A 21,805-nucleotide genomic window follows, 5' to 3' on the forward strand; every position below is an offset into this window, starting at 1 on the left:
CCTCTTTCCGCGATGAACGACAAACGCGTCAGCTTTTCAGGCGTCTGGCTGCCGGCGGCCCTGCTCGCCCCGCAGCTTGCGATCACCGCGGTCTTCTTCCTGTGGCCCGCGAGCCAGGCAGTCTACCAGTCGGTCCTGCGCCAGGATGCCTTCGGGCTTTCGGTCAAGTTCGTCGGCCTCGACAACTTCGTCCGTCTGTTCGAGGACCCGGGCTACCTCGCCTCCGTTCACGTCACCGTCGTGTTCAGCGCCGCTACCGCTATCCTGTCGATGGGGTTCGCGCTTCTGTTCGCGGTCGCCGCGGACCGGGTGCTGCGCGGGGCGACCGCCTACAAGACGCTGATGATCTGGCCCTACGCCGTCGCCCCCGTGCTCGCCGGCGTGCTGTGGTGGCTGATGTTCAATCCCACGATCGGCATCGTCGCCTACGCGTTGCGCGGCCTCGGCCTGTCGTGGAACCACGTGCTCGACGGCGACCAGGCGATGATCCTGATCATCATCGCCGCGGCCTGGAAGCAGATCTCCTACAATTTCGTGTTCTTCCTCGCCGGCCTGCAGTCGATCCCGCGCTCGCTGATCGAGGCCGCCGCGATCGACGGCGCCGGTCCGGTCAAGCGCTTCTTCACGGTGACGCTGCCGCTGTTGTCGCCGACCACCTTCTTCCTCGCCGTCGTCAACCTCGTCTACGCCTTCTTCGACACCTTCGGCATCGTCCACGCGACGACCGGCGGCGGCCCGGGCCAGGCGACCACCATCCTCGTCTACAAGGTGTACCGCGACGGCTTCATCGGCCTCGACCTCGGCGGCTCGGCGGCCCAGTCGGTCATCCTGATGGCGATCGTCATCGTGCTGATCGTCATCCAGTTCCGCTTCGTCGAGCGGCGCGTGCACTACTGAGGACGCGATGGCCACGCTCCGCCCTCAACAAAACTCCCCGCTCATTCCCGCGCAAGCGGGAATCAAGGGCCACATAGCGATGCCCCTCGTTCCGCCCCGGAATCCCGCTTTCGCGGGAATGAGCGCAAGGAAGCCGGCCGTTCCGCTGTCTTCCGGTCAGATGGGTGTGTGAGGACAGCCATGGTCGAACGCCGCCCGCTCCTGACGCTCGTAACCCACCTGACGCTGATCCTCGGCGCAGCCTTCATCGTGCTGCCGGTATGGATCGCCTTCGTCGCCTCGACGCATGCCGCCAGCGACTTCCTGTCCGGCGTGATGCCGCTGTGGCCGGGGGACCAGCTGGTCGAGAACTACTGGAAGGTGCTCGGCACGGGCGAGGCGGCCGCGGGCACGCCACCGATCGGCCTGATGCTGTTCAACTCGACGGTGATGGCGCTGTCGATCGCGGTCGGCAAGATCGCGATCTCGCTCCTGTCGGCCTTCGCCATCGTCTATTTCCGGTTTCCGCTGAAGAGGACGGCCTTCTGGATCATCTTCCTGACGCTGATGCTGCCCGTGGAGGTGCGCATCCTGCCGACCTACGAGGTGGTGGCGGGCCTCGGGCTGCTCAACAGCTATGCCGGCCTCTCGCTGCCGCTGATCGCCAGCGCCACGGCGACGTTCCTGTTCCGCCAGGTGTTCCTGACCATCCCCGACGAACTGACCGAGGCCGCCCGCATCGACGGGGCGGGGCCGATGAAGTTCTTCCGCGACATCCTCCTGCCGCTGTCGCGCACCAACATCGCGGCGCTGTTCGTCATCCTCTTCATCTACGGCTGGAACCAGTACCTGTGGCCGCTGCTGGTGACGACGGATACCGGCTACTACACCGCCGTCATGGGCATCCAGCGCATGGTCGCGGTGCCGGATTCCGAGCCGCTCTGGCACCTGATCATGGCCACCGCGATCCTCGCCATGCTGCCGCCGGTCGTGGTGATCGTGCTGATGCAGCGGCTGTTCGTGCAGGGCCTGATCGAGCAGGAAAAGTAGGAGCTTTCGATGGCTGACGTGATCCTCAGTGGCGTGCGCAAGGTCTATCCCGGCGCGGTGGAGGCGGTGAAGGCCGTCGACCTTCGCATCGCCGACGGGACGCTGTGCGTGCTGGTCGGCCCGTCGGGCTGCGGAAAGTCGACGCTGCTCAGGATGATCGCCGGGCTGGAAACGGTGAGCGAGGGGGCGGTGGCGATCGGCGGCGAACCGGTCAACGACCGCGAGCCGGCCGCGCGCGACATCGCCATGGTGTTCCAGAACTACGCGCTGTATCCGCACATGTCGGTCTACGACAACATGGCCTACGGCCTGCGCAACCGGCGCACGCCGAAGCCGGAGATCGAGCGGCGCGTCCGCGCGGCGGCAGGGCTGCTCGCCATCGAGCCGATGCTCGCCCGCAAGCCGCGGCAGCTGTCCGGCGGCCAGCGCCAGCGCGTCGCCATGGGCCGGGCGATCGTGCGCGAGCCGAAGGTGTTCCTGTTCGACGAGCCGCTGTCCAATCTCGACGCCAAGCTGCGCGTGCAGATGCGCATCGAGCTGAAGCGGCTGCAGCGCAGCCTGGGAACCACCTCGATCTACGTCACCCACGACCAGCTCGAGGCGATGACGCTCGCCGACCTGCTGGTGGTGATGAACGAGGGCCGCATCGAGCAGATCGGCACGGCGATGGCGGTCTACGAGAAGCCGGCCACCACCTTCGTCGCCGGCTTCATCGGCTCGCCGCCGATGAACCTGATCCCGGCCGAGCCGGACGGCGAGGGCCTTGATCTCGACGGGACGGGGCACCGGATCCCGCCGCCCAAGGGCGCCGGCGGCCCGGTGGTCGTCGGGATCCGGCCCGAAGACCTCGTGATCGGCGAGGGCGGCGAGGAGGGCGATTCCGACACCGTGCCGGTCGCTTTCGCTGTGACCGGGGTGGAGCCGATCGGTGCGGAATCGCTGGTGCATGGCCGCACCGGAGCCGGCCACGAGATCACGGTGCGTGCCCCCGGATACGCGGATTTCGCACCCGGGCATCGCCTGACGGCGCATACGGGCCTGAAATCCCTGCATTTCTTCGACCGGGACAGCGGCGCCCGGATCGCCTAGGGCGGCTTGAACCGCCAATCCGGCAACCCCATATCCAATCTCGACCGGCGGACGCGAATGTCGCCGGTTCACGGAGCGGGCGCCGAAAGGGCCCAGTTCAAGGTCGCTTGGTGACGAGGACTTTGCCGGATGCCGCGTATGTCTACGCTAAACAGCCCTTATCTGCTCGGTTTCGACGGAATCGAGCGCCTGATCGACCGCGTATCGCGGAGTTCGGGCGACGGATACCCGCCCTACAACATCGAACGGCTGCCCAGGAACGGGGAGCAGGCGACGACGCTGAGGATCACGCTCGCGGTCGCCGGGTTCACCAAGGACCAGCTCGACGTGACGCTGGAGGACAACCAGCTCACCATCAAGGGCAAGCAGACCGAGGAGCCCGACCGAGAATACCTCCACCGCGGCATCGCCGCCCGTCAGTTCCAGCGCACCTTCGTGCTGGCCGACGGCATGGAGGTCGGCGGGGCGGGCCTGGAGAACGGCCTGCTCGTGATCGATCTGGTGCGGCCCGAACCCGAACGGGTCGTCCGTACGATCGAGATCACGGACATCGCCTGAGGGCGCCGGGTCTCGAGAAAGGTAAGAGGTATGAGTATCATGGAACGGAACGCGAACCGGCACGACGAGAAGATCGTCATCACCGAGGAAATGCTGGCCAATATGGGCGGCGGCGAGATCGCCTACGTGAAGCCGATCATGTCGGACGTCCTCAAGCAGCTGTTCCCCGACGCGCCCGACATGGCGCCGGGCATCCGCCTGTTCATGCTGAACGCCGCCGACGGCACGCCGATCATGCTGACCGACAGCCAGGAATCGGCGGTCGCCGGCGCCAAGGAGCACGAACTGGAGACCGTCAGCGTGCACTGACCGGCCCGACAGCACGGAAATTCCCGCATCGCCGGGCCGCTCGCGGTCCGGCGATTTGCGTTTCAGGGAACGGAACTGGGAGGCGTGCGCGCGGGCTAGACCGCGGTCGGCTCTGAGGCCAGGCTGAGCACGGCGTAGATCGCCGCGGCGTCGCGCGAGGCCCTTAGCTTCTGGGCCATGCCCGGCTCGCGCATCAGGCGGGCGATGCGGGCGAGCGCCTTGAGATGGTCAGCGCCGGCGCTTTCGGGTGCCAGCAGCAGGAACACCAGATCGACCGGCTCGTCGTCGATGGCGTCGAAATCGATGGGCTTGTCGAGCCTGGCGAACATGCCGAACAGCGAATCGATCTTGGCCAGCTTGGCGTGCGGGATGGCCACGCCCTGGCCGATGCCGGTCGAGCCTAGCCGTTCGCGCTGCAGCAGGTGATCGAAAATATCGCGCGCAGGCAGGTCGAGCAGGGTCGCCGCCCGTTCCGCCATCTCCTGGATTACCTGCTTCTTCGAATTCGCCTTGAGCGAGGGAATGATCCCGTCCTGGCGAATGAGATCGCTGAGATCCATGTTGCACCGTCACGGGGCAAGCACCAGCGGGCGCGACACGCGCGGCCCGAATTCGGCGCTAGCCGCGTGCCTCCTTTTCATCGGACTCGGCCGGATCGATCCAGCCAATGTTGCCGTCATGGCGGCGATAAACGACGTTCATGCGGCCGTTGGCCACGTTCCGGAACAGAACGACCGGCGCCTCTCCCAGATCCATCGCCATGACCGCCATGCCCACGGTCATCTTGCGCAGTGCTGTCTGGCTCTCGGCGATGACGATCGGATTGTCGTCGACGATCCCCGCTTCCCCGGTCTCGTCTTCGTCCGGCGCGGCGATGACGTAGCTGGTCGCCGCCTGCGGCTCACCACTGCCTTGCTCGGCGTGATGATCCTTGAGCCGGCGCTTGTACCGCCGCAGCTGCTTCTCGATGCGCTCGGCGGCCTGGTCGAAGCTCACATAGGCGTCGCCGCCGACGCCACGGCTGTGCAGGTCGATCCCCGAGTCGAGATGGATACGGCATTCCGTGCGGAATCCGACGCCCTCGCGCTCGACGGTCACCTGGCCGGACCAGCCGCCGTTGAAATATTTGCCCATGGCAACGCCAAGCCGCTCAGAGACTTGCTCTCGCAGCGCGTCGCCAATGTCGATGTTCTTTCCGGTGACCCGAAGTTGCATGATCTCGTGTCGTTCGGACGGCCCTGTCGGATTTCGCCTTCCGGGCTTCTATTGCGCTAACCCCAGGCCCTCGCGCCGCCGATTGCGACGCCGCGGTGCCGCGTGGGTCGTCTCGAAGTCCTGCCCCCTCGCGGCGGTCGGAACCTAAGGACGCTGCCCTGCCAAGTCAATCGGAGGTTCGACTTGACTTTTCACAAACCGGCCCGTTTTTCCCGCCGGCGCTGAACGGAAGACGGAATCTTCAACCATTCCCGATACTTGGCGACCGTGCGCCGGGCGATATCGATCCCCTGGCCGCGCAGGATTCCCACGATCGCGTCGTCGGAAAGGATGGCATCGGCGGCTTCCGCGTCGATCAGATCCTTGATGCGGTGGCGCACCGCCTCGGCGGAATGGGCCTCGCCGCCTTCCGTCGCCGCGATCGCGGCGGTGAAGAAGTACTTGAGCTCGAAGATGCCGCGCGGCGTCGCCATGAACTTGTTCGCGGTGACGCGGCTCACCGTCGATTCGTGCATCTGGATCGCGTCGGCGACGGTGCGCAGGTTGAGCGGCCGCAGGTAGCGCACGCCCTTGGCCAGGAAGGCGTCCTGCTGGCGGATGATCTCGGTCGCCACCTTGAGGATGGTGCGGGCGCGCTGGTCGAGGCTGCGAATGAGCCAGTTGGCCTGCTGCAGACAGTCGGACAGGTAGGCGCGGTCCGTGTCGGAGCGGGCCCCGCCCGAGACGGTGGCGTAGTACGACTGATCCAGCAGCACGCGCGGCAGCGTGTCGGAATTGAGCTCCACGTGCCAGGTGCCGTCGGGGCGCGGCCGCACGAACACGTCCGGGACCACGGGCTGGACCGGCTCGGAGCCGAACGCCTGTCCGGGCTTCGGATCGAGGCGGCGGATCTCGGCGATCATGTCGATCAGGTCTTCGTCGTCGACGCCGCAGACCTTCCTCAGCGCGGCGAGATCGCGCCGGGCGAGGAGCTCGAGATTCTCGACGAGGGCCTGCATGGCCGGGTCGTAGCGGTCGCGCTCGCGCAACTGGATCGCCAGGCAATCGGCGAGGTCGCGGGCGCAGACGCCGGGCGGATCGAAGGTCTGAAGGGTCGCCAGCACCGCCTCGATATCGGCAAGCGGCACGCCGAGCCGTTCGGCGGTCTCCGCCGGGGGCTCGCTCAGATAGCCGTTCTCGTCGACAAGGTCGATCAGATGGCGGCCGATCAGCCGCCGGGTCGGGTCGGACACCGCCATGGCGAGCTGGTCGGCCAGATGGTCGTGCAGGCTGGCCTCGCCGGCCACCGTCTGCTCAAGGAAGTCGCCTTCGCCGTCGCCCGAGCGGCGGTCGCCGCGCACCGTGCTCCAGCCGCCAGGGGCGCCGCCGATATCGCCGCCAGTGTTCCCACCGGACTCGCCGCTGGCATCTCCGCCCGCGTCGCGGCTGGCGGCGGGGCCCGTGGTCGGCGTCTCGGCGTCGTAGACGTTGTCGAAGTCGGTATCGAGGCTGTCGGAGATCGCCGCGACGTCCTCGCCGCGGGTGACCTCGACTAGATCGCCCGGCACCGCCTCCGAATCGCCCGCCGGATCGAAATCGCCGCCCCGGTCCTCCTGGCCGCCGTCCTCGCCGCCCCGATCCTCGCCCGTATCTCCGGTCCGCTCGAGCAGCGGATTGCGCTCCAGCTCGGCTTCCACATAGGCTGTGAGGTCGACATTCGACATCTGCAGGAGCTTGATCGCCTGCATGAGCTGCGGGGTCATCACCAGGGACTGGCTCTGCCGCAGCTCCAGCTTCGGGAAGAGTGCCATCGCTTCCGCGCCTACATGCGGAACTCGTCGCCGAGATAGAACCGGCGCACGTCCTCGTTGGCGACGACCTCCTCGGGCGAGCCCTGCATCAGCACCTGGCCATCGTGGATGATGTAGGCGCGGTCGATGAGACCCAGGGTTTCGCGCACGTTGTGGTCGGTGATGAGGACGCCGATGCCGCGCGCCGACAGATGCCGCACCAGGGCGCGGATATCGCCGACGGCGATCGGGTCGATGCCGGCGAAGGGCTCGTCGAGCAGCATGAAGGAAGGCCGCGAGGCGAGCGCGCGGGCGATCTCGACGCGGCGGCGCTCGCCGCCGGACAGGGCGATGGCGGGCGACTTGCGCAGCCGGGTGATGGCGAATTCCTCGAGCAGCGAATCGAGTTCTTCCCGGCGCTTCTTGCGGTTCGGCTCGGTCACCTCGAGCACGGCCATGATGTTCTGCTCGACGGTCAGGCCGCGGAAGATCGACGGCTCCTGCGGCAGGTAGCCGATGCCGAGGCGGGCGCGGCGATACATCGGCAGGCGCGTGATGTCGCGGCCGTCGAAGGTGATCGCGCCGGAATCGGCGGTGATCAGGCCGGTGATCATGTAGAACACGGTCGTCTTGCCGGCGCCGTTGGGGCCCAGCAGGCCGACCACCTCGCCGCGGCTGACGCCCAGGCTGACGCCCTTGACGACGAGCCGGCTCTTGAAGCTCTTCTTGATGTCGTGGACTTCGAGCCAGCCCGCGCCCCGTACGGCCTCCACCGCGGGCGGCTCACGGGTATCGACGGCGGTGCTGGCCGGATCCGGTGCGCCCGAGACCACGGTCTCGAAGGTCCGCCAATCGAACCCGCCGCCATCGAGCGCGCTGCCATCGAGCGCGGTTCCGTTGCGCGCATCCCCGTCAGGCCCAACCCCGTCAGGCCCAGCACCATCGGCGCCCGGCCCCCGGGGAAATTCCCGCCCAGTCTGTCTTGCGGGCGGCGCGCCGGGCAGGCCTGCGGGCGCGAACGGTGCGTCGAAGACGGGATCGGCCCGGCTGGGATCGGCCCAGGCAGGGTCAGCCAGGCCGGGATCCGCCAGGCTGGTATCGCCGGCATCGCGTGCGCTCGGCGCGGCGGCGTCGCGCGCGGTGTCACCAGCGAGGGACCGGCGCAGCCGGCGTGGCAAAGTCAAAAGACGGCCCAAGGCGCGTGATGCTCCCATCGAAGCGTTTCGTCGGTTACCGATTCCGGGGAACCCGGCTGGAGCGGGCGGCGGTCCGGCGTCAGTTCGACTGATCCTGGCTCTCTTCCCGATTCTGGCGCTTTTCTTGCTTCTGCCCCATCGCGCCGGGAATGAAAAGCCCCTGGACACGTCCACTGCTGCCTGTGGGTGCCTCGGAAACCAGTTTCGATTGACCGGTTTCCAGGTTAACGATCAGTTGCGTTCCGCGCAGAACGTTCTTGCCCTGCGACAGCACGACGGCGCCGCCGAGCGTCACCTGCTGGCTCGCCATCTCGAAAATCGCCCAGTCGCCGGTGGCCGTCTGGCCGTCGGCCTTGACCACCACCTTGCCCGTCGCCTCCAGCTTGGAAACGCGCTGATTGCCTTCCGTGGCGCCGCCCTCGCCGGCATAGAAGACCTTGAGTTCGGCGGTCTGCATGGTCGTCGTGCCCTGCTTGACCTTCACGTTGCCCGAGAACACGGCCATCTTGTCCTTGTCGAAGACCTCGAGCTGGTCGGCCTCGATCTTGACCGGCTTGTCGGATTCGACCGAAAGGCCGGAAAAGGCGTCGGTCACGGCCTGGGCGCGGGCGCCGGTCGCGAAAACGGCCGCCAGAAGCAGCAGGCCAGTCGCCAGGGCGGTGTGTCGTCTACTCGGCATGTGCAGGCATTTCGTCGGTCGTCCCATCCACGCCCGGTGCGCCGTCGCCCAAGCTATCCTCGCCCAGGCTATCGGCGCCCAGACTATCATCGTTCCCGGCATCCCCGGCATCGTCAACACGGCCGCCATCGAGGCGCAAATCCACGACAACATTGCCGCGAAACAGCAGATGGGCACCGCGGTCGGTGATTTCCATCGACTTGGCGCGGATTTTTCCGCTCTTGGACACCGCGCGCACCGGCTCCGAGGTGACGATCGAGCCGGCCGCCATGTCGACCTTGGCGGCGTTGAGATAGGCGTAGTCGTCCTTGTCGGTCTTCACCACGATGTTGCTCGTCAGGTCGAGAACCTGCGAATCGCTGTCGAGCACGCCGTGGTCGGCGGTGACCCGAACCTTGTCGCCATCCGGCTTGGTCATCGTGCCGTCGATCGATTCGAGCGTCACGACGCGCGGGTTGGTGACGTCCTGCATCGCCTTGGCGGCCGTCACCTGATAGGAGGTCCCGTTGTCGTTGAAGCCCGAAAGCGACGGGTTCTGCATGGTCAGCGTCGTGCCTTCGAGGCCGACCTCGCCAAGATCGATATCGCCGATCTCGGTCGGCAGGCTGCGCGCGGAAACGAACATCCAGACCACGACGACGAGCGCCACCGCCGGCAGCACCAGCCGCAACACGGAGACCGCCCGGCTGTGCCGGCGCGCGGCCAGCCAGTCAGCCGCGCCGGCCGCGGCCGGCGCCTCGGTCCAGCCACCGGCGCCCATATTCAGGGCGCCTATATTCGGGGCCCCGATGTTCAGTGCGCGGGCGCCCAGCGATTTCACGTCCATAGCCATCCGCTTCGCAACAGTCCGTCCCCGTTTTCCGGGATGTATTGCCCCCGGGTCATGATCGAACATTGCGGTCAAATAGCGGCGCATGGCCATCTGCGGCCCGATCCATGGCGGGTGTCGCGCGGTCCGTTCCCCGGGGGGCGGACCGATTCAGGCCCGTCCCGTGGCCGGGGCCGGCGTCAGGAATGTGCGAAAATATCGTCCTCGGCCCAGCCGGCGATGTCCAGCAGCGAGCGGGCGGGCAGGAAGCGGAAGCAGGCATCGGCCAGATGCGTCCGGTTCTCGCGGGCGAGCAGGGCCTCCAGCCGCTGCTTCAGGAGGTGCAGGTAGAGCACGTCGGAGGCGGCGTATTCGAGCTGGGCGTCGCTGAGTTCGGCCGCGCCCCAGTCCGAGCTCTGCTGCTGCTTCGACAGGTCGACGCCGATCAGCTCGCGGCACAGATCCTTCAGCCCGTGCCGGTCGGTATAGGTGCGCGTCAGCCGCGAGGCGATCTTGGTGCAGAACACCGGCTCGGTGAGCACGCCGAGATTGCGGGCGATCATGCCGATGTCGAATCGGGCGTAGTGGAAGATCTTGGTGACCGAGGTGTCGGCGAGGAGCCGCTTCAGGTTCGGGCAGTCGTAGGAATTGCGGTCGAGCTGGACGAGATGGGCGTTGCCGTCTCCGGCCGAAAGCTGGACCAGGCACAGACGATCGCGGTTCAGGTTGAGGCCGAGCGTTTCTGTGTCGACGGCAACCGCGTTGCCGAGCGAGAGGTCTGCAGGCAGATCGCCTTGGTGCAGGGTAATCGTCATGTCTGGCCCCCGTATCTTGTCAGGATGTGCGCCGTCGGCGCTTCGGGGGTGCGGATGGTGCCCAGGAGAAGACTCGAACTTCCACGCCCTTTCGGGCACTAGCACCTGAAGCTAGCGCGTCTACCAATTCCGCCACCTGGGCACGTGGCCAGACAGTTATTTACCGTCTGCGTGATTGTCAATGGAGTTAGGAGCGACCTGTCAGGTTTCTTCCTCGTCCTCGATATCGCTGTCGATAAGTCCGCTGACATCGCCGCCTTCGTCCTCGTCGTCATCGAGGAATTCGTCCTCGTCGTCGGCGATATCCTCGTCGTCCTCGACGTCCGGAATGTCGTCGTCATCCTCGTCGTCGGTGCCGACGCGGCCGGTGTCTTCCTCCTCGGCATCGACGTCCTCGAGCGCGACGAGCGATTCGTCGGCCTCTTCGTCCTCTTCGGTCTCCGCGGGCTTAGCCTCCTTGGCGGGCTTGGCCGCGGCCGGCTTCGCCTTCACCGGCGCAGCGACGGCCTCGATGAGGAACTGGGTTCCGCATTTGGGGCAGAGGATCGGGTCGCGGCCGAGATCGTAGAAGCGCGTGCCGCATTCGCCGCAGATTCGTTTGATGCCGAGCTCGGGTTTGGCCATCGCTCTAAAAACCTGTTTTGAAGCCTGTTGGTCTCGTATCGGGCCGGTCCGCCCCGACCGCTGAAACGGCGCCTCCCATAGACGGAAAGCCGGAACCCTGTCAAAGGCAAATCCGGGCTCTTGTCCACCCCCCAATTCGGGCCCGCCGGAATGACCCCCGAAATGCCCGGCGGAATGACCCCCGGGATGACGACGCTGCGGCCCTGTGCTAGGAGGCCGGCGAGCCGGCGGTCGCCCCGCCGCAGCCGCCGCTGCGAGAACACTGCGAAATCACCGCGGCAGCCCCGCAAAAGTCCGTTGAAAAGTTCGTGAAGATGACCGCCGACCCTTCCTCCGCAAACACCGCCGACCCGCGTCTCGGCGCCCGCGCTTCGGGGCCGTTGACCGGGACCGTCAGGCTGCCCGGCGACAAGTCGATCTCCCATCGCGCCCTGATTTTCGGGGCCCTGGCGGAAGGCCGCACCACGATACGGGGCCTGCTCGAAGGACACGACGTGATCGCCACGGCGGACGCCATGCGCGCGTTCGGCGCCCGGGTGGAGCGCCACGTGGATGATGCGGGCGAGGCCGTCTGGACGGTCGACGGCGTCGGCGTCGGCGCGCTGATCGAACCCGCGGCGCTGCTCGATTTCGGCAATTCCGGCACCGGCGCGCGGCTGCTGCTCGGCATGGTCGCCGGCCACGGCATCGCGGTGCGATTCGACGGCGACGCCTCGCTCAGGAAGCGTCCGATGGGACGGGTGCTCGCGCCGCTCGAACTGATGGGGGCGCGCGTCTGTGATTCGGCCGATGACCGCCTGCCGCTGACGCTTAAGGGCACGCGCGACCCGATCCCGATCGAATACCGGCTGCCGGTCCCCTCCGCCCAGGTGAAGTCCGCGGTGCTGCTTGCCGGCCTCAATTCGCCGGGCCTCACCACGGTGATCGAGCCGGAACCGACCCGCGACCACACCGAGCGCATGCTCGTCCATTTCGGCGCCAGGCTGGATATCAGCCGGGACCCCGACGGAGCGCGCCGCATCGCGTTGCACGGCCGGCCGCGGCTCACGGGCCAGGCGGTCACGGTGCCGGGCGATCCCTCCTCCGCCGCCTTTCCGCTGGTCGCCGGCCTGATCGTGCCGGGCTCGCGCGTCACCATCCGCGGCGTGATGGTCAATCCCTCGCGCGCCGGCCTGATCACCACGCTTCAGGAGATGGGCGCGAAACTGACGCTCGCCAACGAACGCGAGGACGGCGGCGAGCCGGTCGCCGACGTGACGGTCGAGGCGGGCCCGCTCACCGGCGTCGAGGTGCCGGCGGAGCGCGCGCCCTCGATGATCGACGAATATCCGGCGCTTGCCGTCGCGGCCGCCTACGCGCGAGGCACCACCGTCATGCGCGGCCTGTCGGAGCTCAAGGTCAAGGAATCCGACCGTCTCGCCGCCGTCGCCGCCGGACTGGCCGTCAATGGCGTCGACGTGCGCGTCGACGGTGACGACCTGATAGTCGCGGGCGGGGCCGGCAGGGTCGCGGGCGGCGGCACCGTCGAGACCCACATGGACCATCGCATCGCCATGGCGTTCCTCGTCATGGGGCTGGCCAGCGAGACGCCGGTGCTGGTCGACGACGGCGCGATGATCGCCACCAGCTTTCCCGATTTCGTGCCGCTGATGCGGGGCCTGGGCGCCGATCTGGGCCCTGTTTCGGATTGGCCCGATACAGCCCCTGCCGGGGAGCCGGGCGCGTGATCATCGCCATCGACGGCCCCGCCGCCTCGGGCAAGGGTACGCTCGCCCGGCGGCTCGCGGTCCGTTACGGCCTGCGCCATCTCGATACCGGCATGCTCTACCGGGCGGTGGCGCGCGCCGTCATCGACGCCGGCGCGGACGTTGCCGACCCCGCCGCGCGGCTTGCCGCGGCCCGGGCGCTCGATGTCACCCACCTCAAGGATGCCGCGTCCCTGCGCGAGCCCGGCATGGGCGAGGCGGCCTCCATCGTCGCCGCCGATCCGGCGGTGCGCGCCGAGATCCTGGCGTTTCAGCGCGGCTTCGCGGACCAACCGCCCGGCGCCGTGCTCGACGGCCGCGACATCGGCTCGGTCGTCTGTCCCGGCGCCGACGCGAAGATCTTCGTCACCGCCGCGCCAGAGGCGCGCGCCGAGCGCCGCTGGCGGGAACTGGTCGGCAACGGCGTGGCGATTTCCTACGAACAGGTGCTCGACGACATCCGCCGTCGGGACGATCGCGACACCTCCCGCGCGGTGGCGCCGCTGCGCCCCGCCGCCGACGCGCACTTGCTCGATACCACCGAGTTGGATATAGAAGCCGCGTTCCGGGCGGCTGTGGACTTGATAAGCGGTTCGTGAGCGGCAATATGAGGGTGCGTGAGCGAACGCGCCCTCTAAACGCGTTTCCGGCGCAGCCCTTCGTTTACGGCTGAACCGGATATTCGGTTCGCCCGCACCCCCGGAAGACAGGTTCATCGCTCTGCCGTGGATCCGGTCCGACGCGCCAAAGGCGCAGCGGGCGGATCGGCGGGGCGCCCGAAACATTAGTCGCGCTTCAACCGGTACGGTCGGTGGGAGCGCGAATAGGAACAGGAAAAACACCGTGGCCACAGCCAGCATGCAAAACACCCCCACACGCGAAGATTTCGCCGCTCTCCTTGAAGAGAGCTTCACCCAGAACACCCTCGAGGAAGGTTCCGTCGTCAAGGGAACCGTCGTCGCCATCGAGAAGGACATGGCCGTCATCGACGTCGGCCTGAAGACCGAAGGCCGCGTCGCGCTGCGCGAGTTCGGCCTGCAGGGCCGCGAGCCGACCATCGGGGTCGGCGACGAGGTCGAGGTCTATCTCGAGCGCGTCGAGAACGCCCTCGGCGAGGCCGTGATCAGCCGCGACAAGGCGCGTCGCGAGGAGAGCTGGGAGAAGCTCGAGAAGGCGTTCGCGGCGAACGAGAAGGTCGAGGGCATGATCTTCAACTCGGTCAAGGGCGGCTTCACCGTCGACCTCGACGGAGCCGTTGCCTTCCTGCCGCGCAGCCAGGTCGACATCCGCCCGGTGCGCGACGTCGGCCCGCTGATGAACACCCCGCAGCCGTTCCAGATCCTCAAGATGGACCGCCGCCGCGGCAACATCGTCGTCTCGCGGCGCACCGTGCTGGAAGAGACCCGGGCCGAGCAGCGTTCGGAGCTGGTGCAGAGCCTCGAGGAAGGCCAGGTCATCGAGGGCGTGGTCAAGAACATCACCGACTACGGTGCGTTCGTGGACCTCGGCGGTATCGACGGCCTGCTGCACGTCACCGACATCGCCTGGCGGCGCATCAACCATCCCACCGAGGTCCTGGCCGTGGGCCAGACCGTCAAGGTGCGGATCATCAAGATCAACCACGAGACCCAGCGCATCAGCCTCGGCATGAAGCAGCTCGAGGCCGATCCGTGGGAAGGCGTGGAGGCCAAGTACCCGGTCGACGTGCGCTTCAAGGGCCGCGTCACCAACATCACCGACTACGGCGCCTTCGTGGAGCTGGAGCCGGGGGTCGAGGGCCTCATCCACGTCTCCGAGATGAGCTGGACCAAGAAGAACGTCCATCCGGGCAAGATCGTCTCCACCTCCCAGGAGGTCGAGGTGCAGGTGCTCGAGGTCGATCCGGTCAAGCGGCGCATCTCGCTGGGCCTCAAGCAGTGCATGGACAATCCGTGGGAGAGCTTCGCGGAGCGCTTCCCGATCGGCTCCGTCATCGAGGGCGAGGTCAAGAACAAGACCGAGTTCGGTCTGTTCATCGGCCTGGACGGCGACGTGGACGGCATGGTCCACCTCTCCGACCTCGACTGGAACCGGCCCGGCGAGCAGGTCATCGAAGAGTTCAATCGCGGTGACATGGTCAAGGCGCAGGTTCTCGACATCGACGTCGACAAGGAGCGCATCTCGCTCGGCATCAAGCAGCTCGAGGGCGATCCGTTCGCGACCGCCGAGGCGTCCGAACTGCGCAAGGGCGGTGTCGTCACCTGCGAGATCACCGACGTCAAGGAGAACGGCCTGGAAGTGAAGATCGCGGGCACCGACCTGACGGCCTTTATCCGCCGGTCGGACCTGGCCCGCGACCGCTCCGAGCAGCGGCCCGAGCGCTTCGCCGTCGGCGAGAAGGTGGACGCCCGCGTCACCCAGTTCGACCGCAAGACCCGCAAGGTCTCGGTGTCGATCAAGGCGCTGGAGATCGCCGAGGAGAAGGAGGCGGTCGCCCAGTACGGTTCGACCGACTCGGGTGCCTCGCTCGGCGACATCCTCGGTGCGGCGCTGAGCCGTGCCCAGGCCGGCGAGGCCGAGGAGCCGGCTGCCGGGCCGGCTGCCGACGACGAAGAGAAGTAAGACCGGTCAGGCGCGACCGCGGCGTGAGCGCCGCGGTCGGCCACAGGAGGCTTCGACGCGATGTCGCTTGATGCCGATCAGATCGTCGACCGCCGCCGGTTGCGGCGCAAGCTGTCCTTCTGGCGCGTCGCCGCCTTTCTCCTTGCCACGATCGCTATCATGGGCGCCGCCGCGGCGCTCATGCCCGAAAGCCCGTTCGCGCCGCGCCAGGCCCATGTCGCCCGGCTGGCGCTTACCGGCATCATCGTCGAAGACCGCGATCGCCAGGAGCTCCTGGACAAGATTGCCAGGACGAATTCGGTCAAGGCCCTGATCCTGTCGATCGACAGCCCCGGCGGCACCACCGCCGGCTCGGAGGCGCTGTTCGACGCGATCCGCAAGGTCGCCGAGAAGAAACCCGTCGTCGCGCAGATCGGCACCGTGGCCGCCTCGGGCGGCTATGCCGCCGCGATCGCCGCCGACCATATCGTCGCCCGCCGCACCTCGATCACCGGCTCGATCGGCGTCCTGTTCCAGTGGGCGGACGTCTCCAAGCTGCTCGGCGACATCGGCGTCAGCGTCGACACCGTCAAGAGCGGCGCGCTGAAGGCCGAGCCGAATCCGTTCGAGCCGACCAGCGAGGAGGCCAGGGCGGCCGTGCGGTCGCTGGTGATGGATTCCTACGACTGGTTCGTCGGCCTCGTCGCCGAACGCCGGGACCTCGATCCCGCCGAGGCGCGGCGCATATCCGACGGACGCATCTATTCGGGCGGCCAGGCGCTGAAGCTCAATCTGATCGACGCGATCGGCGGCGAGGAAACCGCCCGCGACTGGCTCGCCTCGGAACACAATGTCAGCCGTAGACTGAAGATCCGCAACTGGACGACCGACGACGGTCTCAGCGGAGTCGGCTTCGCCGGTGCGGCCTCCGCGCTGGCGCGGGCGGCGGGCTGGGACACGCTCGCCATGCTGATCGATCGGGGCGCCCGGGCGAGCGGCGCCAGCCTTGACGGGCTGGTATCGCTCTGGCAACCTCAAGACCTTGAAAAATAAAGAGTTCAGGGGGCTACCATGATCAAGTCGGAACTGGTGCAACGGATTGCCCAGGCCAATCCGCACCTCTATCAGCGCCATGTCGAATTGATCGTGAACACGATCCTCGAAGAGATCACTCAGGCGCTCGCGCGCGGCGACCGGGTCGAGCTGCGTGGCTTCGGCGCCTTCTCGGTCAAGAACCGGCCCGCGCGCACCGGCCGCAACCCCCGCACCGGCGCCAAGGTCGCCGTCGAGCAGAAGTTCGTGCCGTTCTTCAAGACCGGCAAGGAAATGCGCGAGCGGCTCAACACCGAAAAATCGTAACGGCACTCCACCAGTAGCGAACGCCCCATGCTCCGCCGCATCATCCAGGTCCTCGTCATTGTGCCGCTGGCGGTCGTGATCGTCGTCTTCTCCGTCGCCAACCGCCATGCGGTGACGATATCGCTGGATCCCTTCAACGGCGCCGAGCCGGCGTTGTCGCTGTCGCTGCCCCTGTTCCTGATCGTTCTTGGCACCCTGTTCATCGGCGTCGTCGTCGGTGGCGTGGCAGCCTGGCTGAGCCAGGGCAAGTGGCGCCAGCGCGCGCGCCTGTCGCGCGAGGAGGCGGCGCGATGGCGCAACCGCGCCGACGAGGCCGCCCGCAAGGAGGCCGACGCGTCGGGAGCGCCGCGCCTGCCCGCGCTGAAGCGCAGCGCCTGACCCAGCCCCCGGAAGAAGCATCGCCCCCAAGGGGGCATTCCCCCTCGGGGCTTTACCGACAAGACAATCGCAACAGGTCCGGTCGCAAGCGACATGGACTTTCGCCGCAATTTCATGGCACCTATCGCCGCCACGGACAGACAGGGTTTTCGGCACGTGCATGTGGACGTCAAAATTTGCGGACTGACGGATGAAACGGCCGTCGCGGCGGTGCGCGACGCGGGCGCCGAGTACGCCGGTTTCGTCTTCTTTCCGCCGAGCCCGCGGCATCTGAGCGCCGCGCGCGCCGCCGCGCTGGCCGCGCCCTTGCGCGGCCAAGCCACCGTGGTCGCGCTCACCGTGGACGCCGACGACCAGGCCTTCGACGACATCTTCGACACGTTCGGGCCGGACATGCTGCAGCTGCACGGCCAGGAGAGCCCGGAGCGGATCGCGGCGCTGAAGCGCCGCTACACCGTGCCGGTGATGAAGATGATCCCGGTCCGTGAGGCCCGCGACCTCGGCGCGGTGGAGGCCTATCTCGCGGTCGCCGACCGCATCCTGTTCGATGCCAAGGCGCCGGCGGACGCGACGCGGCCCGGCGGCCTCGGCCTCAGCTTCGACTGGCGGCTGCTCGCCGGCCTTGACCTGCCCGTCCCGTTCATGCTGTCGGGAGGGCTGGATCCGGATGTCGTCGGCGAGGCGATCCGCATTGCCCGGCCGAACGCCGTCGACGTCTCGTCGGGCGTCGAGACCGCTCCCGGCGTCAAGGACCCGTCCGCGATCGCCCGTTTCGTCAAGGCCGTGCGCGCCGCCGAAGCCGCACGCGATCGCTCAATGGAAAGGATACCGTCGTGACCGTCGCCCCGCCCAACACCTATCGTGCCGGACCGGACGAGCGCGGCCATTTCGGCCTGTTCGGCGGACGCTTCGTCGCCGAGACGCTGATGCCGCTGATCCTCGATCTGGAGATCGCCTGGAACGAGGCCAAGACGGATCCGGCGTTCCAGGCCGAGCTCACCCATCTGAACGCCCACTACACCGGCCGGCCGAGCGCGCTGTATTTCGCCGAGCGGCTGACCGAGCACTGCCGCGAGGCCGCCGCCGCCGCGGGTGGCAAGGGCGGCGCCAAGATCTACTTCAAGCGCGACGAGCTGAACCACACCGGCAGCCACAAGATCAACAACTGCCTCGGCCAGATCTTGCTCGCCCGCCGCATGGGCAAGACCCGCATCATCGCCGAGACCGGCGCCGGCCAGCACGGCGTGGCGGCGGCCACCGTCGCCGCCCGGTTCGGCTTTCCCTGCCACGTCTACATGGGCGCCACCGACGTCGAGCGGCAGAAGCCGAACGTGTTCCGCATGAAGCTGCTGGGCGCCGAGGTGCACCCGGTGACCTCCGGCGCGGGCACGCTCAAGGACGCCATGAACGAGGCGCTGCGCGACTGGGTGACCAACGTCGAGAGCACCTACTACATCATCGGCACCGCCGCCGGCCCGCACCCCTATCCCGAGCTGGTGCGCGACTTCCAGTCGGTGATCGGCAAGGAGGTGCGCGAGCAGATGATGGCGGCCGAGGGCCGGCTGCCCGATGTGCTGGTGGCCGCCGTCGGCGGCGGCTCCAACGCCATCGGCCTGTTCCATCCCTTCCTCGACGACACCGACGTCGAGATCTACGGCGTCGAGGCGGGCGGCCACGGCCTGGAGGGCGAGGAGCACTGCGCTTCGCTGAACGCCGGGCGCCCGGGCGTCCTGCACGGCAACCGCACCTACCTGCTGCAGGACGACGACGGCCAGATCCTGGAGGGCCACTCGATCTCCGCCGGCCTCGACTATCCCGGCGTCGGCCCGGAGCATTCCTGGCTGCACGATTCCGGCCGCGTCACCTACGTGCCGATCACCGACACGGAGGCGCTCGACGCCTTCCAGACCTGCACCCGGCTCGAAGGCATCATCCCGGCGCTGGAGCCCTCGCACGCGCTGGCGCAGGTGTTGAAGATCGCGCCGACGCTGGCGCAGGACAAGATCATCTGCATGAACATGTGCGGCCGCGGCGACAAGGACGTCTTCACCGTCGGCAAGATCATGGGGTACGAGCTTTGAGCAGCCGGCCTACCCGATCGGACCTGCCGGAGCCGCGATGACGACCGCGCCCTCGTCACGTTCGGACTATACCGGCCTGCGCGCGGTGTTCATCAACTGCACGCTGAAGCGGTCGCCCGAACCCTCACACACCGAGCGGCTGATGCGCAACGCGGTGGCGATCATGGAGTCCGCCGGCGTCGCGGTGGATGTCCTCAGGGTTGCCGATCACGACGTTGCGTTCGGGATCTATCCGGACATGCGCGAGCACGGCGCGGACCAGGACGCATGGCCGGGGACCTTCTGGCCAAAGGTCGCCGCGGCCGACATCGTGGTCCTGGGAACGCCGATCTGGCTCGGTGAGGAATCGTCGTTGTGCCGCACGGTGATCGAGCGGCTCTATGCCCATTCCGGCCAGCTCAACGACGCCGGCCAGAGCATCTTCTACGGCAAGACCGGCGGCGCCATCGTCACCGGCAACGAAGACGGCATCAAGCACGTGTCGATGACGGTGCTCTACGCGCTGCAGCACATCGGCTTCTCGATCCCGCCCCAGGCGGACTGCGGCTGGATCGGCGAAGCCGGACCGGGCCCCTCCTATGGCGACGACGGCGCCGGCTTCGACAACGCCTTCACCCGTCGCAACACCATCATCATGACGTGGAACCTGATGCACCTTGCCGGACTGCTGAAAGCGAGCGGCGGCTTTCCCACACACGGGAACCAGCGGCCGAAGCTCGACGACAACTGGTTCGGCCACCCGAAACTGGATTCGAAGTGACGCGCACAATGACCACATCCCGCATCGACCGCCGTTTCGCCGCCCTGCACGCCGAGGGCCGCGCCGGGTTCGTCACCTTCGTGATGGCCGGCGATCCCGACTACGTAACCTCGCTGGAGATCGTGAAGGCGCTGCCGGCCGCCGGCGCCGACGTGATCGAGATCGGCATGCCGTTCTCCGATCCGATGGCCGACGGCCCCGCGATCCAGGCCGCCGGACGCCGCGCGCTCGACGGCGGCCAGACGCTGAAGAAGACGCTCGCCATGGTCAGCGCCTTCCGCCAGACCGACGCCGACACGCCGATCGTGCTGATGGGCTACTACAACCCGATCTATTCGTACGGCAACGAGACCTTCCTGGACGACGCCAGGCAGGCCGGCGTCGACGGGCTGATCATCGTCGATCTTCCGCCGGAAGCCGACGACGAGCTGTGCCTCCCTGCGATCGAGCACGGCATCAACTTCGTCCGGCTGGCCACGCCGACGACCGACGACAAGCGCCTGCCGAAGGTGCTCAGCAACACCTCGGGCTTCGTCTACTACGTCTCGATCACCGGCATCACCGGCACCCGGGCGCCGGATGCGGCCGCGGTGTCGTCCGCGGTCGGCCGCATCAAGCGCCACACCGACCTGCCGGTCGCGGTCGGCTTCGGGGTCAAGACGCCGGAACAGGCCGCCGCGATCGCGGCGGGCGCCGACGCGGTGGTGGTCGGGTCGGCCCTGATCGAGGCGGTCAAAGGCTCGCTCAACGCCGACGGCCATGCTACCAATGCGACCGTACCGGCGGTCGCGGAGCTGGTTTCCCGGCTCGCCGAGGGCGTGCGTGCGGGCCGCCCCGTCGCCGCGGAGTGACTTCGCAGAGTGGTTTCGCCGGGTGATTTCGCCATCCGGGTGAAATCACCGCCGAAACAGCATGTGTTAAACGGGTTTAGCGGCCAGGCTTGAAGCTGCCGCGAGAGAGGCTCCCGTGAACTGGATCAACAATTTCGTTCGCCCCAAGATCCGCAGTTTCCTCGAGAAGAAGGAAACGCCGGATAACCTGTGGGTGCAGTGCCCGGAAACGGGCGAGATGGTGTTCCACCGCGACCTGGAATCCAATCTCTATGTCATTCCCGGCTCCGGCCATCACATGCGCATGCCGGCCGAACAGCGTCTCAAGCACCTGTTCGACAACGGCGAGTACGTGCGCATCGACACGCCGGATGTCGCGCCCGATCCGCTGAAGTTCCGCGACGAACGGCGTTATTCCGACCGCATCCGGGATGCCCGCGCCAAGACCGGCGAGCGCGACGCGGTGCGGATCGCCTACGGCACGCTGGACGCGCTTCCGGTGACCGCCGGGGTGCAGGACTTCGAGTTCATGGGCGGCTCGCTGGGCATGGCGGCCGGCGAGGCGGTCATCACCGGCTTCGAGACGGCGGCGGAGCGGCAGACGCCGTTCATCCTGTTCGCAGCCTCCGGCGGCGCGCGCATGCAGGAAGGCATCCTGTCGCTGATGCAGATGCCCCGCACCACGGTCGCGGCCGAGAAGCTGCGCGAGGCGGGCCTGCCCTATATCGTCGTGCTCACCCATCCGACCACGGGCGGCGTCACCGCGTCCTATGCCATGATCGGCGACATCCACATCGCCGAGCCGGGCGCGCTGATCGGCTTCGCCGGGCCGCGCGTCATCGAGCAGACGATCCGCGAGAAGCTGCCGGCCGGGTTCCAGCGCAGCGAATACCTGCTGAAGCACGGCATGGTCGACATGGTGGTGCATCGCCACGACCTGCGGGCGACGCTGAGCCGCGTCTGCCGGATCCTCATGAAGGCGCCGTCGCTGGGCGAGGCGGCGCCGGTCACCGGCGTGCCGGATGCCGAGGCGGCCGCGCTGCCGCCGCCGATGGCCGAAGCCGCCGACTGAGTCCGCCGACTG

At 67.7% G+C, this 21,805-nt stretch carries 24 protein-coding genes and 1 tRNA gene; 16 read left to right on the plus strand and 9 right to left on the minus strand.

Annotation, left to right across the window (positions count from 1 at the left end):
* The first annotated feature begins 12 nt into the window (after positions 1 to 12).
* The 5 genes from ugpA to MUB46_RS15545 all read left to right on the plus strand — a co-directional run bounded on the left by ugpA (position 13) and on the right by MUB46_RS15545 (position 3,882).
* Positions 13 to 897 carry a sn-glycerol-3-phosphate ABC transporter permease UgpA gene (gene ugpA, locus MUB46_RS15525; RefSeq protein WP_261616853.1) on the plus strand — a complete coding sequence of 295 codons (885 nt, stop codon included), beginning with the start codon at positions 13 to 15 and terminating at the stop codon, positions 895 to 897.
* 180 nt (positions 898 to 1,077) lie between these two features.
* Entirely contained in the window at positions 1,078 to 1,926 is an 849-nt protein-coding gene (ugpE, locus tag MUB46_RS15530) for a sn-glycerol-3-phosphate ABC transporter permease UgpE (protein ID WP_261616854.1), read from the plus strand.
* Between the two features lie 9 nt (positions 1,927 to 1,935).
* Positions 1,936 to 3,015 (plus strand): sn-glycerol-3-phosphate ABC transporter ATP-binding protein UgpC, encoded by a 1,080-nt coding sequence (ugpC, locus tag MUB46_RS15535; protein ID WP_261616855.1) that lies wholly within the window; start codon positions 1,936 to 1,938, stop codon positions 3,013 to 3,015.
* Positions 3,016 to 3,144: 129 nt separating this feature from the next.
* Positions 3,145 to 3,573, plus strand: a complete 429-nt coding sequence (locus MUB46_RS15540) for an Hsp20 family protein (protein WP_261616856.1) — start codon at positions 3,145 to 3,147, stop codon at positions 3,571 to 3,573.
* A 39-nt stretch (positions 3,574 to 3,612) separates the two neighbouring features.
* Positions 3,613 to 3,882 (plus strand): BQ00720 family protein, encoded by a 270-nt coding sequence (locus tag MUB46_RS15545; RefSeq protein ID WP_261616857.1) that lies wholly within the window; start codon positions 3,613 to 3,615, stop codon positions 3,880 to 3,882.
* Between the two features lie 95 nt (positions 3,883 to 3,977).
* Here MUB46_RS15545 and ptsN read toward each other — a convergent pair whose 3' ends face one another.
* From ptsN to MUB46_RS15590, 9 genes are all read right to left on the minus strand, one after another.
* Entirely contained in the window at positions 3,978 to 4,442 is a 465-nt protein-coding gene (ptsN, locus tag MUB46_RS15550; protein ID WP_261616858.1) for a PTS IIA-like nitrogen regulatory protein PtsN, read from the minus strand.
* A gap of 58 nt (positions 4,443 to 4,500) precedes the next feature.
* Positions 4,501 to 5,097 carry a ribosome hibernation-promoting factor, HPF/YfiA family gene (gene hpf, locus MUB46_RS15555; RefSeq protein ID WP_261616859.1) on the minus strand — a complete coding sequence of 199 codons (597 nt, stop codon included), beginning with the start codon at positions 5,095 to 5,097 and terminating at the stop codon, positions 4,501 to 4,503.
* Between the two features lie 191 nt (positions 5,098 to 5,288).
* Entirely contained in the window at positions 5,289 to 6,887 is a 1,599-nt protein-coding gene (rpoN, locus tag MUB46_RS15560; protein ID WP_261616860.1) for an RNA polymerase factor sigma-54, read from the minus strand.
* An 11-nt stretch (positions 6,888 to 6,898) separates the two neighbouring features.
* On the minus strand, positions 6,899 to 7,870 hold the full coding sequence (lptB, locus tag MUB46_RS15565) for an LPS export ABC transporter ATP-binding protein (RefSeq protein ID WP_425256279.1): 972 nt from the start codon (positions 7,868 to 7,870) through the stop codon (positions 6,899 to 6,901).
* 271 nt (positions 7,871 to 8,141) lie between these two features.
* Positions 8,142 to 8,741: an LptA/OstA family protein gene (locus MUB46_RS15570; protein ID WP_261616861.1), complete on the minus strand. Its 600-nt coding sequence runs from the start codon at positions 8,739 to 8,741 to the stop codon at positions 8,142 to 8,144.
* Positions 8,731 to 9,567 (minus strand): LPS export ABC transporter periplasmic protein LptC, encoded by an 837-nt coding sequence (lptC, locus tag MUB46_RS15575; RefSeq protein WP_261616862.1) that lies wholly within the window; start codon positions 9,565 to 9,567, stop codon positions 8,731 to 8,733. Before lptC ends, MUB46_RS15570 begins: the two co-directional genes overlap by 11 nt.
* A gap of 182 nt (positions 9,568 to 9,749) precedes the next feature.
* Positions 9,750 to 10,364 (minus strand): ribonuclease D, encoded by a 615-nt coding sequence (locus tag MUB46_RS15580; RefSeq protein ID WP_261616863.1) that lies wholly within the window; start codon positions 10,362 to 10,364, stop codon positions 9,750 to 9,752.
* Between the two features lie 55 nt (positions 10,365 to 10,419).
* A tRNA-Leu gene (locus MUB46_RS15585) sits at positions 10,420 to 10,506 on the minus strand.
* Between the two features lie 59 nt (positions 10,507 to 10,565).
* Positions 10,566 to 10,988, minus strand: coding sequence for a TIGR02300 family protein (locus MUB46_RS15590; RefSeq protein ID WP_261616864.1), 423 nt, complete (start codon positions 10,986 to 10,988; stop codon positions 10,566 to 10,568).
* A gap of 314 nt (positions 10,989 to 11,302) precedes the next feature.
* Here MUB46_RS15590 and aroA point away from each other — a divergent pair, with 314 nt between their 5' ends.
* The 11 genes from aroA to accD all read left to right on the plus strand — a co-directional run bounded on the left by aroA (position 11,303) and on the right by accD (position 21,793).
* Positions 11,303 to 12,715 (plus strand): 3-phosphoshikimate 1-carboxyvinyltransferase, encoded by a 1,413-nt coding sequence (gene aroA / locus MUB46_RS15595; protein ID WP_261617115.1) that lies wholly within the window; start codon positions 11,303 to 11,305, stop codon positions 12,713 to 12,715.
* Entirely contained in the window at positions 12,712 to 13,332 is a 621-nt protein-coding gene (gene cmk / locus MUB46_RS15600; protein ID WP_261616865.1) for a (d)CMP kinase, read from the plus strand. Before aroA ends, cmk begins: the two co-directional genes overlap by 4 nt.
* Before the next feature lie 184 nt (positions 13,333 to 13,516).
* Complete coding sequence (gene rpsA / locus MUB46_RS15605) at positions 13,517 to 15,334, plus strand: 30S ribosomal protein S1 (protein WP_261617116.1); 1,818 nt, start codon at positions 13,517 to 13,519, stop codon at positions 15,332 to 15,334.
* Positions 15,335 to 15,394: 60 nt separating this feature from the next.
* Entirely contained in the window at positions 15,395 to 16,366 is a 972-nt protein-coding gene (gene sppA / locus MUB46_RS15610; protein WP_261616866.1) for a signal peptide peptidase SppA, read from the plus strand.
* A gap of 18 nt (positions 16,367 to 16,384) precedes the next feature.
* A complete protein-coding gene (gene ihfB, locus MUB46_RS15615) occupies positions 16,385 to 16,672 on the plus strand; it encodes an integration host factor subunit beta (protein WP_261616867.1) in 288 nt (95 codons plus the stop codon).
* A 27-nt stretch (positions 16,673 to 16,699) separates the two neighbouring features.
* Positions 16,700 to 17,050 carry a lipopolysaccharide assembly protein LapA domain-containing protein gene (locus MUB46_RS15620; RefSeq protein WP_261616868.1) on the plus strand — a complete coding sequence of 117 codons (351 nt, stop codon included), beginning with the start codon at positions 16,700 to 16,702 and terminating at the stop codon, positions 17,048 to 17,050.
* Between the two features lie 114 nt (positions 17,051 to 17,164).
* On the plus strand, positions 17,165 to 17,887 hold the full coding sequence (locus tag MUB46_RS15625) for a phosphoribosylanthranilate isomerase (RefSeq protein WP_425256275.1): 723 nt from the start codon (positions 17,165 to 17,167) through the stop codon (positions 17,885 to 17,887).
* Positions 17,884 to 19,131 (plus strand): tryptophan synthase subunit beta, encoded by a 1,248-nt coding sequence (trpB, locus tag MUB46_RS15630; RefSeq protein WP_261616870.1) that lies wholly within the window; start codon positions 17,884 to 17,886, stop codon positions 19,129 to 19,131. Before MUB46_RS15625 ends, trpB begins: the two co-directional genes overlap by 4 nt.
* A gap of 37 nt (positions 19,132 to 19,168) precedes the next feature.
* A complete protein-coding gene (locus MUB46_RS15635; RefSeq protein WP_261616871.1) occupies positions 19,169 to 19,891 on the plus strand; it encodes a flavodoxin family protein in 723 nt (240 codons plus the stop codon).
* An 8-nt stretch (positions 19,892 to 19,899) separates the two neighbouring features.
* Positions 19,900 to 20,742 (plus strand): tryptophan synthase subunit alpha, encoded by an 843-nt coding sequence (gene trpA / locus MUB46_RS15640; protein WP_261616872.1) that lies wholly within the window; start codon positions 19,900 to 19,902, stop codon positions 20,740 to 20,742.
* Positions 20,743 to 20,857: 115 nt separating this feature from the next.
* Positions 20,858 to 21,793: an acetyl-CoA carboxylase, carboxyltransferase subunit beta gene (accD, locus tag MUB46_RS15645; RefSeq protein ID WP_261616873.1), complete on the plus strand. Its 936-nt coding sequence runs from the start codon at positions 20,858 to 20,860 to the stop codon at positions 21,791 to 21,793.
* Positions 21,794 to 21,805: the final 12 nt, after the last annotated feature.

This window comes from Microbaculum marinisediminis (assembly GCF_025397915.1).
Taxonomy (GTDB): Bacteria; Pseudomonadota; Alphaproteobacteria; order Rhizobiales; family Tepidamorphaceae; genus Microbaculum; species Microbaculum marinisediminis.